At 51.8% G+C, this 16946-nt stretch carries 14 protein-coding genes; 4 read left to right on the top strand and 10 right to left on the bottom strand.

Annotated elements, in window-relative coordinates; all coding sequences use genetic code 11:
• Positions 1-709: 709 nt before the first annotated feature.
• On the bottom strand, positions 710-1654 hold the full coding sequence (gene lrhA, locus SBO83_RS17785; RefSeq protein WP_353502768.1) for a transcriptional regulator LrhA: 945 nt from the start codon (positions 1652-1654) through the stop codon (positions 710-712).
• A 981-nt stretch (positions 1655-2635) separates the two neighbouring features.
• Between lrhA and SBO83_RS17780 the strand changes: the two genes are divergently transcribed.
• Both SBO83_RS17780 and yfbR read left to right on the top strand, forming a co-directional pair.
• Positions 2636-3850 (top strand): pyridoxal phosphate-dependent aminotransferase, encoded by a 1215-nt coding sequence (locus SBO83_RS17780; protein ID WP_353502769.1) that lies wholly within the window; start codon positions 2636-2638, stop codon positions 3848-3850.
• A 130-nt stretch (positions 3851-3980) separates the two neighbouring features.
• A complete protein-coding gene (gene yfbR / locus SBO83_RS17775; RefSeq protein WP_353502770.1) occupies positions 3981-4580 on the top strand; it encodes a 5'-deoxynucleotidase in 600 nt (199 codons plus the stop codon).
• A 4-nt stretch (positions 4581-4584) separates the two neighbouring features.
• Here yfbR and SBO83_RS17770 read toward each other — a convergent pair whose 3' ends face one another.
• The 4 genes from SBO83_RS17770 to yfbV form a co-directional block, all read right to left on the bottom strand.
• Entirely contained in the window at positions 4585-6417 is a 1833-nt protein-coding gene (locus tag SBO83_RS17770; protein WP_353502771.1) for an SLC13 family permease, read from the bottom strand.
• A 133-nt stretch (positions 6418-6550) separates the two neighbouring features.
• Positions 6551-7204 (bottom strand): sugar phosphatase, encoded by a 654-nt coding sequence (locus tag SBO83_RS17765; RefSeq protein ID WP_396132411.1) that lies wholly within the window; start codon positions 7202-7204, stop codon positions 6551-6553.
• Positions 7205-7277: 73 nt separating this feature from the next.
• Positions 7278-7772, bottom strand: coding sequence for a YfbU family protein (locus SBO83_RS17760; protein WP_396132410.1), 495 nt, complete (start codon positions 7770-7772; stop codon positions 7278-7280).
• Positions 7773-7967: 195 nt separating this feature from the next.
• A complete protein-coding gene (gene yfbV / locus SBO83_RS17755) occupies positions 7968-8423 on the bottom strand; it encodes a terminus macrodomain insulation protein YfbV (RefSeq protein WP_353502774.1) in 456 nt (151 codons plus the stop codon).
• Positions 8424-8894: 471 nt separating this feature from the next.
• Here yfbV and ackA point away from each other — a divergent pair, with 471 nt between their 5' ends.
• Both ackA and pta read left to right on the top strand, forming a co-directional pair.
• The gene (gene ackA / locus SBO83_RS17750; protein WP_396132409.1) at positions 8895-10097 is read left to right on the top strand and encodes an acetate kinase; all 1203 of its coding nucleotides are present in this window, start codon (positions 8895-8897) and stop codon (positions 10095-10097) included.
• Between the two features lie 157 nt (positions 10098-10254).
• Positions 10255-12396, top strand: a complete 2142-nt coding sequence (pta, locus tag SBO83_RS17745; protein WP_353504000.1) for a phosphate acetyltransferase — start codon at positions 10255-10257, stop codon at positions 12394-12396.
• A gap of 64 nt (positions 12397-12460) precedes the next feature.
• On the opposite strand, the gene SBO83_RS17740 is transcribed toward pta, so the two are convergent.
• The 5 genes from SBO83_RS17740 to SBO83_RS17720 form a co-directional block, all read right to left on the bottom strand.
• The gene (locus SBO83_RS17740) at positions 12461-13414 is read right to left on the bottom strand and encodes a transketolase C-terminal domain-containing protein (protein WP_396132408.1); all 954 of its coding nucleotides are present in this window, start codon (positions 13412-13414) and stop codon (positions 12461-12463) included.
• Positions 13407-14240: a 1-deoxy-D-xylulose-5-phosphate synthase N-terminal domain-containing protein gene (locus SBO83_RS17735; protein WP_396132407.1), complete on the bottom strand. Its 834-nt coding sequence runs from the start codon at positions 14238-14240 to the stop codon at positions 13407-13409. The genes SBO83_RS17740 and SBO83_RS17735 overlap by 8 nt, the downstream gene beginning before the upstream one ends.
• A gap of 101 nt (positions 14241-14341) precedes the next feature.
• Complete coding sequence (locus SBO83_RS17730; RefSeq protein WP_034791785.1) at positions 14342-15718, bottom strand: PTS ascorbate transporter subunit IIC; 1377 nt, start codon at positions 15716-15718, stop codon at positions 14342-14344.
• Positions 15719-15751: 33 nt separating this feature from the next.
• Positions 15752-16030 carry a PTS sugar transporter subunit IIB gene (locus SBO83_RS17725; protein ID WP_034791787.1) on the bottom strand — a complete coding sequence of 93 codons (279 nt, stop codon included), beginning with the start codon at positions 16028-16030 and terminating at the stop codon, positions 15752-15754.
• Between the two features lie 108 nt (positions 16031-16138).
• A complete protein-coding gene (locus SBO83_RS17720) occupies positions 16139-16582 on the bottom strand; it encodes a PTS sugar transporter subunit IIA (protein WP_353502778.1) in 444 nt (147 codons plus the stop codon).
• Positions 16583-16946 lie beyond the last annotated feature (364 nt).

Raw genomic sequence — 16946 nt, 5'->3', positions numbered from 1 at the left:
ACTCTTAGCTTACTCATCAAAAGCGGCGCAATTGCATCTGCTCTTTAACGGCAGCTTGCACACCACATCGATTCAAGGGAAGGATTAATAACCACACCGTTTCACGGCTTATAAACGGTTTAAGCCAGTGATTTACTGTGGGCTTTTTACTCCTTTCTATAACCTTTTGTCAACTTAGACAAAAGTATCTCCACATTAATTTACATGCTTATCATTTTATTAACATATCATGCGACGTCGATGTGCTAAATCGAGTCAGTAAAATAGTTTGATAGAACAAAGGCATGTTCTCGGGATTTAATGCTTCGAGCCAAACAATAGCATTGTCGCAGGAATAAGCGTTTCTTCCACTCACTAAACAAGGTTATTTTTTTGATCCAGGACACAGTTTGGGCAAGTTTGATGGTAAAAAGCGCAGCGATTTAACAACTTTTTTTGAAAAACTTAAATTCCAAAGCAGTTTTTCGCTAAGGATTAGGATCGAAAACAGAGGCGTTTTAGCGCGTTTTTAGGCTTTCTGGATCGAAGAAAAGAGAGGCATTCTGGCAGGGGAGTGCTGAGGTTTAGCGAGAAAAATACGCATCAGCATTAAAAAATTCGACAAAGCCTTTATTTTGGTTACTTTGACTACCTCTTTATAAGCACAACACTTTACCCCCCATCCCCGATAAGCTTCAGGGGTGGGGGTAAAGTGGCGCAGAAGATCTGCTTAGAGTTTAGGCTCGGCAACCACGCTGCGGTCATCGTCAGCCACTGAGCTTTGAGCATAGGCGCTCAAAGAGTAAGGGTCATTCCCCTGCTCCACAGCATTAAAAATCGCCATCGCTAACTCGTTTTCACTGTGTGAGTTCTTATACAGCACGTACTGAGTGTCAGGCAGGCGCGGTAGGCCTTCCTGCTCGCCCAAAACGCGCAGTTCAGGACTCATCATCTCAATTGGCCGTGCCGTCACCCCTAAACCTGCTCTTACCGCCGCACGAATGGCAGACAGCGTAGAAGCCACGTAAGCAATACGCCATGGAATACCGGCTTGGTTCAGGTAATCGATTGCCATGGTACGGTAAGGGCTAGGTTCATCGAGCACAACTAAGGGCACGCTGTCGCCAGACGGGTATGAGAAGTCAGCGGAGCAATACCAAAGCGTTGGCGATGTACGCAACACAATATGCGGATGATCGGTGCTGGTCACCGTGGTGATCGCTAAGTCAATTTCTTCATTTTCGAGCATAGACAGCATAAACGGACTACGCTGTACTCTGACGTCGATAGATAACTTGGGATAAATCGATGTCACCCGGCTCAGCAAAAACGGCAATATGGTGTCAGCAGTGTCGTCTGATGCGCCAATGGTGATGCCACCCTGTACATTGCTGTACATAAGGGAGGTACAGGCTTCATCGTTGAAGCGCAGAATTTTCCGAGCATAGCCAAGCAGTTGAATACCGTGTTCGGTCAATAACTTATTACGTCCGTGTCTGGCAAACAGCTCTTTACCTACCAGTTGTTCGAGACGCTGCATTTGTTGACTGACGGCTGATTGTGTACGGCATACGGCGGCTGCGGCTGCGGCAAACGTATTTAAATCAGCAACTGCAACAAAAGTCCTCAGCAGATCAAGGTCAAGATTGAGGATTGGACGATTTGCATTTGTCATAGTTTTTCTTCACTTTTAAAATCTAATAACAAGCTACCCTGATTGATGCGGCAAAGTTCCCGCAAAATGCAGAATACCAGATATGACGCATACTCACTCATTAGATAAGCGGAAATGAGAAATATTTCTGCAATACGAATCCATTTTATAGGAACAATTCCCTTTTTTATGCTCTAAATGACCAATTATCTGCTCAACCTAAATTAATAAAAATGATTAGAACAACTAAATTGAGATTTTTTAGTCATATTTATCTGAGAGTTTTTATTGCGTCACAGAGCCGCAGACAGCAAGCCCTGCGGGGAAAAACCGCATTAAACTCACACAGAAATATAAGCATTATTAATTAATGTATTTGACCTAAAGAAATATAATTCAATAAATTCATTGATTCACACTCGAAGACATACTTTGTATGGGTCTAATGAGTTAAACCAACCTTAAGAATTTTCCCACAAATTTTAGAATGAAGTTTGTATCTCAATAGAAATATATTCGTTAGCTGAACTTACAGAGTACTGACAAAAGCATTGGCAGAAAATGCGAATCAGCTCTGTTAATTTATCCAGTCTCAGTAAACAATACATTGAGGTCTATTAGGATATCTTTTATACACTAAAGAGACACCTAAGAACCCAACTCAGTTCAATTTTTTAAATTTCTCTTATTATCCGGTGACTTACAAAGTGATCTTTGAGCATTAATGGCTCTTTCTGTACTCCCTGCATTACGCCTATGGGCAGTAAGTGCATCCACACAGAGCATCCATCTAGAAAAAAGTGAAAATGTAGTGTTTAACTCCACGTTAAAAATACAACGCCTCTACTTACTTCACTAACCACAGGGTGAGTAATGTTTTGCACCAAAGCTGGGCACTGCCCTTCAAAAGAGGTCTGAGTGAGAGTAAATTGGCTGCTTCGCTTTGTTCCACGGCATTGGCGCCAAGGAAGAACAGGCTTTACATAAAAGGCTCACCATTACATGTCCCCGATTGAAAAATCCCGCAAACTGGACAACGTCTGCTACGACATTCGCGGCCCGGTACTCAAAGAAGCAAAACGTCTGGAAGAAGAAGGTAATAAGGTCCTCAAACTGAACATCGGCAACCCTGCCCCGTTCGGTTTTGACGCGCCTGATGAGATTCTGGTCGACGTTATCCGAAACTTACCGACCGCTCAGGGTTACTGTGACTCGAAAGGCCTTTTTTCTGCCCGTAAAGCCATCATGCAGCATTATCAGGCGCGCGAAATGCGTGATATCACCGTTGAAGATATCTATATCGGCAACGGCGTGTCTGAACTGATCGTGCAATCAATGCAGGCGCTGTTGAACACCGGCGACGAAATGCTGGTTCCGGCTCCTGATTACCCACTGTGGACCGCCGCAGTTTCGCTGTCCGGCGGTAATGCCGTGCACTATCTTTGCGACGAAGGAGCAGACTGGTTCCCGGACCTCGACGACATTCGCGCCAAAATCACCCCGCGCACTCGCGGGATTGTGATCATCAACCCGAACAACCCGACGGGCGCGGTTTATAGCAAAGAGCTGCTGCTGGAGATCGTCAAGATAGCTCGCGAGCACAACCTGATCATCTTCTCTGATGAAATCTACGACAAGATTCTGTATGACGACGCCGAGCACATTTCTATCGCTTCGCTGGCGCCGGACTTGTTGACCGTTACCTTTAACGGCCTGTCGAAAACCTACCGCGTGGCGGGTTTCCGTCAGGGCTGGATGGTGCTGAACGGGCCGAAAAAACACGCCAAAGGCTATATCGAAGGTTTGGAAATGCTGGCGTCGATGCGCCTGTGCGCCAACGTGCCGATGCAGCACGCCATTCAAACCGCGCTGGGCGGCTACCAAAGTATCAGCGAGTTTATTCAGCCGGGCGGTCGCCTGTATGAACAGCGGGACAGAGCCTGGGAGTTGATCAATCAGATCCCGGGGGTCTCCTGCGTCAAGCCGAAAGGCGCGCTGTACATGTTCCCTAAAATCGACGCCAAGCGTTTTAATATTCACGATGACCAGAAGATGGTGCTGGATCTGCTGTTACAGCAAAAAGTCCTGCTGGTTCAAGGCTCGGCGTTCAACTGGCCGTATCCTGACCACGTGCGCATCGTCACCCTGCCGCGCGTCGACGAACTGGAAATGGCCGTGGGTAAACTCGGTCGCTTCCTCGAAACCTATCGTCAGTAAGTTCGTCCATCAAGGGCGTCGCGCCGCCGACGCCCTGCTCCTTCCCAATGATTTTTGTTGTTATCAGGGTGACACAGCCTCGTTCCATGCTCACAATAGTGTTCATTCGCCGTAGATATTTGAGAGTGTTATGAGCCAAAGCCACTTCTTTGCCCACCTGTCTCGTTTGAAATTGATTGGCCGCTGGCCGCTGATGCGCAATGTGCGTACTGAGAACGTCTCTGAGCACAGCCTGCAGGTGGCTTTCGTCGCCCACGCCCTGGCCCTGATCAAAAACCGCAAGTTTAATGGCAACCTCAATGCCGAGCGCGTCGCTCTGCTGGCGATGTACCACGACGCCAGCGAGGTGCTGACCGGCGACATGCCGACGCCCATCAAGTATTACAACCCGCAGATCGCCCACGAATACAAAAAGATAGAGAAAATTGCCCAGCAGAAGCTGATCGAGATGCTGCCGCTGGAGCTGCAGGATGATTTCCGTTCATTGATTGACGAGCACTATTACAGTGAAGAGGAAAAACTGACGGTGAAACAGGCGGATGCCCTATGCGCCTATTTGAAATGTCTGGAAGAGCTGTCGGCGGGTAATAACGAATTCAAGCTGGCGAAGGCCCGTCTGGAGAAGACGCTGGCGCTGCGCCAAAGCCCGGAAATGGACTACTTTATGGAGGTCTTCATTCCGAGCTTTAGCCTGTCACTGGATGAAATCAGCCTCGACTCCCCGCTTTGAGTGCTTAAAACGGAAACAGCAGCGGTACAAGAAACACGCTGATGGCCATCACCATCAGCGTAAAAGGCACGCCAATGCGAATAAAGTCGCTGAAACTGTAATTGCCCGGCACCATCACCAGCGTATTCACCGGTGAAGAAACCGGCGTCATAAAGGCCGCCGAGGCCGCAATCGCAATGATCATGGTGAAGGGATAAGGCGACAACCCCATTTGCTGGGCCGTGGCAATGGCAATAGGCGCCATCAGCACCGCCGTGGCGGTATTGGAAATAAACAGGCCGATGGTCGCGCAGAGCACAAACAGGCTGAGCAGCATGATGTGCGGGCCATAGCCGCCACTGACGTCCATCAGCCCTTTGACAATCAGCGCCACCCCGCCGGTTTTCTGCAATGCCAGCGCAAAGGGCATCATCCCCACGATAAGCAGCAGGCTCGGCCAGTGAATGGATTTATAAGCCCCTTCCATGGTGATACAGCGGAATTTGCCCATCAGCAGGCAGGCAACAATGGCGGCAATCACGTTCGGCACTTCATCCGTCAGCATCAGCGCCACCATCAGCGCCAAGCAGAACAACGCGTGCGGGGCCTGACTGACGGCGGGCGCGACGTCATCCACCTCGGCGGGCAGATTCAAGACAATAAAATGATGAGTTTGCTGCTGAAGCTGGCGGATAAGCTTCCAGTCGCCGATAACCAGCAAGGTATCGCCCAGCTGAAGTTCTTCGTCGATAAGCTTGCCTTCAAGGGCTTCGCCGTTGCGGCGAATGCCAACCACGTTAAGCCCGTAACGCGAGCGGAAACTCACCTGCTGCAAGCTTTTGCCCAGCAGCTCGGAATCGGGAATTAGTGACACTTCCGCCATACCTACGTCGCGCGACTGCTCGGAGAAGTAGTCGCCGCGCAGCACCATCGGCTCGAGTTTTTCATCGGTCAGAAATTGCCTGACCGAAATTTCGCTGTCCGCCATATCAATGAGCAGCACGTCTCTGGCCCGCAGCTCGGTGCTGCCGGTGGCGCTGACCATGATGCGGCGGAATTTGCGCCAGCGCTCAATCCCCACCACGTTGGCGCTGTAGCGCGAACGCAGGTGCACATCATCCAGCGTTTTACCCACCAGCGGAGAATCCGGGCGGATCGCCATGCGCCTTGCCCTGCCGGTTAAGCGATAATCGCGGATCAGGTCACGGAAAGTACGGCGCTGCCAGTCCTCTTTTTTAGCGCCGCTGTTTTCGCCAGAAAGCCAGCGGCGGGCGATAAGCATGTAGCCAACGCCCATAATCAACACCACCAGGCCAATCGGCGTCACGCCAAAAAAGCCAAAACCGTCAAAGCCTTCGCGCAGTAACTCGCTGTTAACCACCATGTTAGGCGGCGTCGCGACCAGCGTCATCATGCCGCTGATAAGCCCGGCGAAGCTCAGCGGCATCATCAGGCGGGCGGGAGACGTTTTCATTTTAGCGGCGACGCTTAACACCACCGGGATGAAAATCGCCACCACGCCGGTCGAGCTCATAAAGGCCCCCAGCCCGGCGACGGTGATCATCAACAGCACCAGCATGCGCGTTTCGCTGTTGCCCGCGACCTTCATCAGCCATTCGCCAACTTGATAAGCCACGCCGGTTCGCACCAGCCCGTGACCAATGACAAAGAGTGCGGCAATCAAAATAACGTTCGGATCGCTAAACCCGGCCATGGCCTCGTGCAGCGTCAGGGTGCCACTCATCACGAAGGCGACAATCACCAGTAAAGCCACGACGTCCATGCGCAATTTATTGCTGGCGAACAGCACCATTGCGACAATTAAAAGCAACAACACCCATATCAGTTCACTGGTCAAAACAAGGCTCCGTTTGTGATGAAAAGTAAAAGGCCGCAAGCTGAGACACCATGCCTGAAAGCATGCCATAAAAAAACCCCGCCGAAGCGGGGTTCATATCAACGAAATCGTCGTTTTTATCAGCAATATGCTATTAACGCAGGCCAACCATCACTTTCTGGCCGTCAGCTTCCACCACGATAACTTCAAGGGTGCTCAGATCCATATCGACCTCTTCGATCCCCGGAGTGTCTGAAGGCGCGTTAACCGCAATCACTTTACAGCCTGCCGCCAAGCCCGCCATCACACCGGCGGCGGCGTCTTCCACCACTACGCAATCTTCTGGCGCTAAACCAAGAAGCTCGGCACCCAACAGGTAAGCATCAGGCTGCGGCTTTCCGTGTTTAACTTGTTCCGCGGTGACAAACACTTCTGGCTTCGGCAAATTGGCCGCCGCGTGGCGGGCATGGGCCACGGCCACGGTGCCTGACGTGACAATCGCCCAAGGAATATTGTGGCGATTTAATTCGCTAAGCAGTAAATGCGCCCCCGGCAGCGCGGTGACGCCTTCAGTGTCGGTGGCTTCAATCTGCTCGAGCTTTTGGAATTCGCGCTGGATGTTCTCTTCACTTTCGCCCGGCATAAAATGACGCAAAGAAGTGATCGCCTGCTTGCCATGAATAAACGCCAGCACCTCTTGCGGGCTGATGCCGCGACTCAATGCCCAATTAATCCAGGCGCGTTCTACCGCAGGCAATGAATCGACTAACGTTCCATCCAGGTCGAACAAGAAACCTTTACACTCCACAATCAACTCCTTATCCCCTTTATGCGTGAAGCCGCAGCTTTATTGGCTACGGCTTCTTCATTCGGGTTGCAATTTAGGCATTAATAATCTGCGCGATCTCGACCGCGCTTAGATGATATTGGCGTGGACATGCCTGCCAGACGGCGAGCATACGCTGGTATTTTTCCCACATTTTGGTCTGTGAGTTGAACCCATGGGTTCCTGAATCGAAGTCAGTATAGCGGCCTTCGGTGTTCACCATAAAGCGAACATAGCTCAAATAGCGGGATTCTGTTGCAGCGTCGAAGCCAAGGAAATCCAGACGGCGGCGATCCAGACCTTGAGTGTCTTTAAGATTGGTCCATGAAACCTGCATCGCGTGGTGCATTTCCATGATGTTGATGACAGTACGGCAAGTTTCTTCCGACAGTTCGCCAAAGTCGCGATCCAGCTCGCGCATTTGCAGACCAAAGCCGCGCTCAATTACCGTTTGTAACCGGCGATAGCGATCGGCATTTTCCGAGTCCAGCATGGTCATCATTTTATATTGATTGGATAAAATCAGGCGTTGGGCGTTGGTCATTTCCATCGTGAATTTCCTCAAGTATGCATAATGAACAAAGCATGACACAGGGCAAACTAGCGTGAAATCTCAAGCTGACCATTCTTTGATTTAGACACATAAACTGAGTGGAAATGAAGTGGATTCACTATTGATGGCTACTATGGATGACAGCGCGGTAAGACAAAAAATGGGCAAAGTAAAACGGATGCCCGGCATCCGTTAAATATCATCGAGGAAGGTTTTGTCCAACTGCTTGAAGGCGCGTTTTAACACGTCGGCCAGAGACTGATAGGTCGGGGTACCTTCTACCGGCGCCAGCGCCTGCCCTGCTTCGGCCAGCTTATTACGCACATCGTGGAACCAGCTCAGCAGCGTTGGTGGCAGCGGCGTTAAAGAGCGGCGTCCTAACCACCACAGACCTTGCATCGGCAAGCTACAGGCAAAGATAGAGGTGGCCACCGCCGGGCCGAGCTGGCCGCCGAGAGCGATTTGCCAAGTTAAGGTGAAGACGGCCAAAGGCGGCATAAAGCGCACAGCAAAACGCGTCGCCGTCGAAATTCGGTTCTCGGGGAATACCGGCGCCAGACGCTTATCGGCTGGCCAGGTCTTCATATAATGTTGCCCGCGCTGGAATACCTGAAACCAACTGACTGAACCTGATGGCTTACTGGTCATGGGTGCACCTCAACTTCACATATAATAATTAAAAAATAGTTGTAAATAACAAACGGGATTTTAGCACGATTAAATATATTTTGTTTTTGCAGGCACCAGTGGGTATCCTGTCCCCGCAAATTCGGGGCGTTGCTTCATCTTGCCTCCGCTTGGTGCCTTTTGTAATTAATTATTGTCTTATTTGTTAGCGTTTTTACCGATTAAAGCCCTAATAAGTAGCATTCTGAGGGGTCTGACGCACTCATTGAGAGATGTATTGTCAGCATAAGAGGTGATTAATCACCGCCCGGTTTCGGCCGTTGGCTGAAGATTCCCCAGCTTTATCACTGTCATGCCGCTTTTCTTCGTTGGCATGATGTTAATCATAATTGTCACCGCCATTATGCGCTACGCTTGATGTCTGATTGACGATTTATTAACCACGTGTTTTGTTTTTATCTTAAACAGCACCAACAATAAATAGGTACTTCCATGTCGAGTAAGCTAGTTCTGGTTCTTAACTGTGGTAGCTCTTCCCTTAAGTTTGCCATCATTGATGCTGCGAATGGTGAAGAGTACATCTCAGGTTTAGCCGAATGTTTCCATCTGCCAGAAGCCCGCATCAAATGGAAAATGGACGGTGGTAAAGAAGAAGCCGCACTTGGCGCTGGCGCTGCGCACAGTGAAGCTCTGAAGTTCATTGTTGACAATATCCTGTCCAAAAAACCTGAACTCTCTGCTGAGCTGGTGGCTATCGGTCACCGTATCGTTCACGGCGGCGAAAAACTGACCAAATCAATGCTTATCGATGATGCAGTCATTCAGGGTATCAAAGAATCTATCCCGTTTGCACCGCTGCATAACCCAGCACACCTGATTGGTATCGCCGAAGCGTTGAAATCCTTCCCGAAACTGGCTGATAAAAACGTGGCAGTGTTCGACACGGCGTTCCACCAGACCATGCCGGAAGAGTCTTACCTCTACGCTCTGCCGTACAGCCTGTACAAAGATCACCACGTTCGTCGCTACGGCGCACACGGCACCAGCCACTTCTACGTGACGCAAGAAGCTGCGAAAATGCTGAATAAGCCAGTGGAAGAAGTAAACCTGATCACCTGCCACTTGGGCAACGGCGGTTCTGTTAGCGCAATCCGTAACGGTAAATGCGTGGACACTTCCATGGGTCTGACCCCGCTGGAAGGTCTGGTAATGGGTACCCGCAGTGGTGACATCGACCCGGCTATCATCTTCCACCTGCACGACGCACTGGGCATGAGTGTTGACCAGATCAACAAAATGCTGACCAAAGAATCTGGCCTGCTGGGCCTGACTGAAGTCACCAGCGACTGCCGCTATGTAGAAGATAACTACGCGACCAAAGCTGACGCTAAACGCGCCATGGACGTCTTCTGCCACCGTCTGGCTAAGTACATCGGTTCTTATGCAGCCCTGATGGAAGGTCGTCTGGACGCCGTGGTCTTCACCGGCGGTATCGGTGAAAACGCCGCGATGGTTCGTGAATTCACACTCGACAAACTGGGCCTGCTGGGCTTTGAAATCGACCACGAACGTAACCTCGCAGCGCGCTTTGGCAAGTCTGGCGCTATCAACAAAGAAGGCACGCGTACCGCGCTGGTCATCCCGACCAACGAAGAGCTGGTTATCGCTCAAGATGCGGCTCGCCTGACCGCATAAGATGCATCCCACTGCCAGCGCCTGCTGGCAGTTTTCTTTAATTAGGCGAGCGTAGCCAGTCTGGAAGCAGCCGCGTTAAGCAGTCATCGCACCTTCCTTACTCAAGTTCTACGTCCGTCTGGCATTCCAGAGAGGTTTAGCCGTGTCCCGTACAATTATGTTGATCCCTACAGGCACCAGCGTCGGTCTGACCAGCGTCAGCCTTGGCGTGATCCGTGCCATGGAGCAAAAAGGCGTTAGCCTAAGCATCTTCAAACCTATCGCCCAGCCGCGCACCGGCGGCGATTCGCCAGACCAAACCACCACCATTATCCGCGCCAACTCCAGCGTACCTGCTGCTGAGCCGCTGAAAATGAGCCACGTGGAAAACCTGTTGAGCTCTAACCAACAGGACGTACTGATGGAAGAGATCATCGCCCGTTACCACGAAAACACCAAAGATGCAGAAGTCGTGCTGGTTGAAGGTCTGGTGCCAACCCGCAAGCATCAGTTCGCCAACGCCCTGAACTACGAAATTGCCAAAACCCTGAATGCCGAAATCGTCTTCGTCATCGCGCTGGGCAATGACTCTCCGGCACAGCTGAAAGAGCGCATTGAGCTGGCACGTAGCAGCTTCGGCGGCAGCAAAAACAAAAACATCACCGGCGTTATCATTAACAAACTGAACGCCCCGGTTGATGATCAAGGCCGTACGCGCCCTGACCTGTCTGAAATCTTCGACGACTCCACCAAGGCAAGCGTTGCTAACGTTGACCCAAGCCAGCTGTTCGCTAACAGCCCGCTGCCGGTGCTGGGCTGCATTCCTTGGAGTTTCGAGCTGATCGCCACTCGCGCCATCGACATGGCAAAACACCTGAATGCCCGCGTTATCAATGAAGGTGACATCCAGACTCGCCGCGTGAAATCCGTAACCTTCTGCGCGCGCAGCATTCCGCACATGCTGGAGCACTTCCGCCCGGGTTCACTGCTGGTGACCTCTGCTGATCGTCCAGACGTACTGGTTTCAGCCTGTCTGGCGGCGATGAACGGCGTGGAAATCGGCGCTATCTTGCTGACTGGCGGCTATGACATCGACGATCGCATCAACACCCTGTGCGAGCGCGCATTCAAAACTGGCCTGCCGGTCTTTATGGTGGATACCAACACGTGGCAGACTTCCCTCAGCCTGCAAAGCTTCAACCTTGAAGTGCCTGCTGATGACCACCAGCGCGTTGAGAAGCTGCAACAGTACGTGGCTTCCCACATCAACAGCGACTGGATCAACTCCCTGAGCGCCCACTCCGAGCGTTCACGCCGCCTGTCTCCTCCGGCGTTCCGCTATCAGCTGACCGAACTGGCGCGTAATGCGAAAAAACGCATCGTGCTGCCAGAAGGCGACGAGCCGCGTACCGTGAAAGCCGCGTCGCTGTGTGCTGAACGTGGTATCGCAGAATGCGTGCTGCTGGGTAATCCAGAAGAGATCCAACGCGTTGCCGCTGCTCAGGGTATCGAACTGGGCAAAGGCATCCAGATTGTTGACCCGGTTGTGGTGCGTGAAGAGTACGTGGCCCGCCTGGTTGAGCTGCGTAAAAGCAAAGGCATGACCGAAGTGGTTGCCCGTGAGCAGTTGGAAGACAACGTGGTTCTCGGCACCCTGATGCTAGAAAAAGGCGAAGTTGACGGTCTGGTATCCGGCGCGGTTCACACCACGGCGAACACCATCCGCCCACCATTGCAGCTGATCAAAACGGCGCCGGGCAGCTCGCTGGTTTCTTCCGTGTTCTTCATGCTGCTGCCTGACCAAGTGCTGGTTTACGGCGACTGCGCCATCAACCCGGACCCAACGGCTGAACAGCTGTCTGAAATCGCTATCCAATCTGCGGATTCCGCCGCGGCCTTCGGTATCGAACCACGCGTGGCAATGATCTCCTACTCCACCGGTAACTCGGGTGCAGGTAGCGACGTTGAGAAAGTGCGTGAAGCGACTCGTCTGGCGCAGGAAAAACGCCCGGACCTGATCATCGACGGTCCACTGCAATATGACGCCGCAATCATGGCTGACGTGGCGAAGTCCAAAGCGCCAAACTCGCCGGTAGCGGGTAAAGCGACCGTGTTCATCTTCCCAGACCTGAACACCGGTAACACCACCTATAAAGCAGTTCAGCGTTCGGCTGATTTGGTCTCAATCGGGCCAATGCTGCAAGGCATGCGTAAGCCAGTCAACGACCTGTCTCGCGGCGCGCTGGTTGACGATATCGTCTACACCGTGGCACTGACTGCGATTCAATCTGCACAAGCTGAAGCAGCAGCTAAAGCTTAATTTCCTGCCTGCTCAGAATGCAAAACGCCGACATTACGTCGGCGTTTTTTTGGGCTTCATTCCGTTACAGCAGCTGTTTCGCCGCCTCCAGAATGTGCTCGGCGGTCAGGCCGTACTCCTGCTGCAAGAAATCCTGCGTGCCTACTTGGCCGTAGCGCTCCTTCACGCCCACGCGGCGCATCGGCACCGGCGCATGTTCGACCAGCACTTCCGCCACGGCTGAACCTAGCCCGTTATGGATGCTGTGGTTCTCACAGGTGACGATTTTGCCGGTTTTGGCGGCGTACTGCTGAATGATCTCTTTGTCGATAGGTTTCAGGGTGAACATGTCGATAACCGCCGCGCTGATGCCGTCACGAGCCAGCATCTCCGCCGCTTTTAAGGCCTCAGCTACCATAATACCGTTGGCAATCAGAGTGATATCATCGCCGTCGCGCAGCAGGTTGGCTTTACCGATGGTGAAGGTGGAACCCTCTTTATACACCTGAGTCGCCTGTTTGCGGATGGTGCGCACCCAGTAGAAGCCTTTCAGATCCACCAGCTGCTGTAAGATATCGCGGAACATCACGGCGTCGGTGACTTCCAACACAATCGAGTTCGCTAAGCCCCGCACAATGCCCATGTCCTCGAAAGACATGTGCGTGCCGCCATTGTGGCAGGCGGTGACACCGGCGTCAGAGGCGATCACCTTGACGTTATTCTTCTGGTAATCCAAAGACATAAACAGCTGGTCGAAGCAGCGACGGCTGGCGAAGGCGGTGAAAGTGTGCACGAAAGGCACGCGCCCGGTCAGAGACAGGCCAGCGGCGACGCCAATCACGTTGGCTTCCATGATGCCGCAGTTAATCACGTGCTGCGGATGGTCACGATGCACGCCGTCCATCGCCATGGCGCTCATCAGGTCAGCTTCGAGAGCGATAATTGGCGTGTTCTCAACGATTTTTTCCCGCACCACGTTGCCGTAGACTTTGCGCATTTCGATGTTGTCGGGTTTCATTTCCAGCGTAACTTCAAACATGGGCGGCCTCCAGTTCAGCAATTGCGTTTTCGATTTCCAGTTTCACATCCGGGGTTAATCGCAGGTGGTGCGAGTTAGCCAGTGATTCCAGATACTTCACGCCCTGTCCTTTCACGCTGTCGAGCACGATGGCCAGCGGGCGCTGCTCGCCCTGACGTACCGGCGTCAGCGCGTTTTGCAGGGCCACAATGTCATCGCCTTTGATGGTCAACACGTCAAAGCCAAAGGCGCTGAACTTACCGGCTAAATCAAACGGCTTAATCACTTCATCCAGCAAACCGTCGAGCTGCTGCTTGTTGTAGTCGATAAACACCGTCAGGTTGTTGAGGTTGTGGTGAGCAATAAACTGGAAAGCCTCCCAGCACTGGCCCTCATTCAACTCACCGTCGCCCACCACGCAGAACACGCGATTATCGCGTTTCGCCAGTTTGTGCGACAGCGCCATGCCGGTGGCAATGGACACGCCCTGTCCCAGAGATCCGGTCGTTGCATCCACGCCAACGGTGCGCAGGCGATCAGGATGGCTCGGCAGCTTGGTGCCATTCTGATTTAGCGTTTTCAAATCGTCCTGCGGGAAGTAGCCTTTCAGCGCCAGCGTGGCATAAAGCGCCGGGCCAGCGTGGCCTTTCGACAGAACAAAATAATCACGCTCTTGCCAGTCTGGCTTGGTCGGGTCGATACGCATCACGTCGCTATACAGCACCGCCAGCGTTTCGACCACCGACATGCTGCCGCCGTAGTGACCAAAGCCTAATCCGGTGAGCATTTTTAGGGTCTCAATACGGATTTGACGAGCAAACTCACGAACCTCTTGGACATCTTTCATGTTTATTGGTCCTTATTTTAGTGAGCACTTGGCTCGGCCTGTTAATGACTAACAGGCCTTACCTTGTGCTTTCCCGGATGGTTAGTGGTACTTAGGAAGAATTACTTTTCGCTTACTGCTTTTTCTGCGGCTGGCTTTTTCGCCAGATAGTTGTAGGCCACCAGCGCGGCGAAGATAGCCACGATCAGCGCCATAATGGCTTCTTTCGACATAAAGCGAGCCAGGTTGCCGAGCAGGATACCAATGACGCCGAAGTCAGCATCGGAGAAAGTGGCGTTGGCGAAGCCCAGCGCACCCAGTACCGGCAGTAGCAGAACTGGCAGGAAGGTGATCAGCACGCCGTTGGCAAATGCGCCGACCATCGCGCCGCGGCGACCGCCGGTGGCGTTACCGAACACGCCCGCCGTTGCGCCGGTGAAGAAGTGCGGAACCACGCCCGGCAGAATCAATACCAGATTGAATTGACCCAGCAGGAACAGGCCCACCAAACCGCCGAGGAAGCTGAACAGGAAACCAATCAGCACGGCATTTGGCGCGTAAGGATAGACGACCGGGCAGTCCAGCGCCGGGCGAGCATTCGGCACCAGCTTCTCAGAGAAGCCGACGAATGCCGGAACTATTTCCGCCAGAATCAGACGCACGCCTTGCAGGATGATGAACACGCCCGCCGCAAAGGTGATAGCCATGATGATGGAGTACACCAAGTAGTTCTGGCCCGCGCTGTAAGTCTGCTCAACGAATACTTGGCCCGCGAACACCGCGAGGATCAGGTAGATGATGATCATGGTCAGCGAGATAGAAATCGAGCTATCGCGCAGGAAGCTGAGGTTCTTCGGCAGGTTCATCTCTTCGGTTGAGCGCGAACCTTTACCGACCTTGCTACCAATCCAGCCGGACAGCACATAACCGATAGTGCCGAAATGGCCGAATGCCACGTCGTCATTGCCGGTGATGCGACGCATATAGCGCTGCGCCAGTGCCGGGAAGAACGCCATGATAAGACCCAGCGTCAGGGAACCGGTGAACACCAGACCCACGCCTTCAAAACCAGCAACGGTGAGGATAACGCTGATCATACAGGCCATGTAGAAGGTGTGGTGACCAGTCAGGAACACGTATTTCAGGCGAGTGAAACGCGCAACGATCAGGTTGGCCACCATGCCGAACGCCATGATCAAGGCAGTAGGCGCACCGAATTTCTCCAAAGCGATAGACACAATCGCTTCGTTATTTGGAATGATCCCCTGAATACTGAAAGCATGTTCAAACATGCCGCCTAAAGGATTGAGTGCCCCGACTAATACCGTGGCACCGCCCGCCAATACCAGAAAGCCTAATATTGTTTTTACCGTGCCTTTCACCACATCGGAAAAGTTTTTCTTTTGTGCGACCAGACCGATCAACGCAATAAGACCGACCAAAATAGAAGGCACTTTTAATATATCAACCACAAACTTGAGCGTTTCCTGGATAAACATATACACCTCTTTATTTTTAGAATAATCGTCTTATCACACAGGATATTTTTCGAAGTGGGCGACTAACTTGGTTTCCAGCTCATTAATATCCACAATGTTAGTAATGACCACTAACTGATTCTCTGGAATGCTGGCGCTGGCGGCGATGTCTTTCGCCATCACGAAGAGATCCGCTTCGCCCGGAATGGCAGAAGAGAGATCTGAATGCTCAACCACGGCCTGAATATTCAACTTTTTCAGCACTTTCTTGATGTTCATCTCCACCATAAAGCTGCTGCCTAAACCTGAACCACAAATCGCCATAATTTTCATGTTATTTACCTGTGTTTTAAAGTTTGTAGGGTAATTCACCAGTATTAGCCTGATGTATACCGTATTACGCATCCATGATGAACTGACGTTATTCCATTGGTTCAGGAATTAGAATTTAGAGATAATGTCCTGAATAGTTTTAATGTCTTTCGCTGCAAATATTTTTTGCATTTCATCTTCGCTGGAAAATAACTCAGCCAGCTCAGAAATTAATTCGATATGGCTGTGTTTATCCGGTGCCGCTAACATCACTACGCTATAAACCGGATCATTATCTTCTGAATTGAATTTCACGCCGTGAGGCAGTGTCAGTAAAGATAATCCTAGCCCCTTGGCACCCTCTTCAGGACGGGCGTGCGGCATGGCAATACCCGGTGCCAAAACGTAGTACGGACCCAACTTCTCATGCTGTGCAAAAATCGCCTCAACGTAATCAGCGGTGATGGTGCCATTCGCCAGTAGAGGTTCAGCACTGGCTTTCACGGCGTCGCGCCAGTCAGTGATGTCGTGTCTAATGTGAATCGTATCTGGTGTCAGCCAATCATTAAGCATTGCAACTCCTGACTCTTATTTTTGGAATTCTTACTTGGTGTGTCAGTGGGCCTAAAGGTCGCCATAGTTAAAAGCATTAACAACCTCCCCCGATCCCATTAACGATCCAGACTCTACTCAGCGATAGCGTTAACATCTGTGATGCAACTCACAAAGGTAGCGCTACCAAACTTCTATCATTTGATTCTGTGATAGCGCTATCAAAAATAATCACCCTCGGGTATCAGACAACATTGGAGATGAGAAATAAGGATATACTTTGTCCACGATTTGCCGATAATTCATCACATCTGCCGCTGTTACCCCTGCCGTTCTTGCGGGAACCCTCCGGTTTGCGGCCCATTTTAGATTGCGATGCCCTGCG

This window comes from Ewingella allii, from assembly GCF_044430645.1.
Classification (GTDB): domain Bacteria; phylum Pseudomonadota; class Gammaproteobacteria; order Enterobacterales; family Enterobacteriaceae; genus Ewingella; species Ewingella allii.
This window is presented reverse-complemented; position numbering and strand designations above follow the sequence as displayed.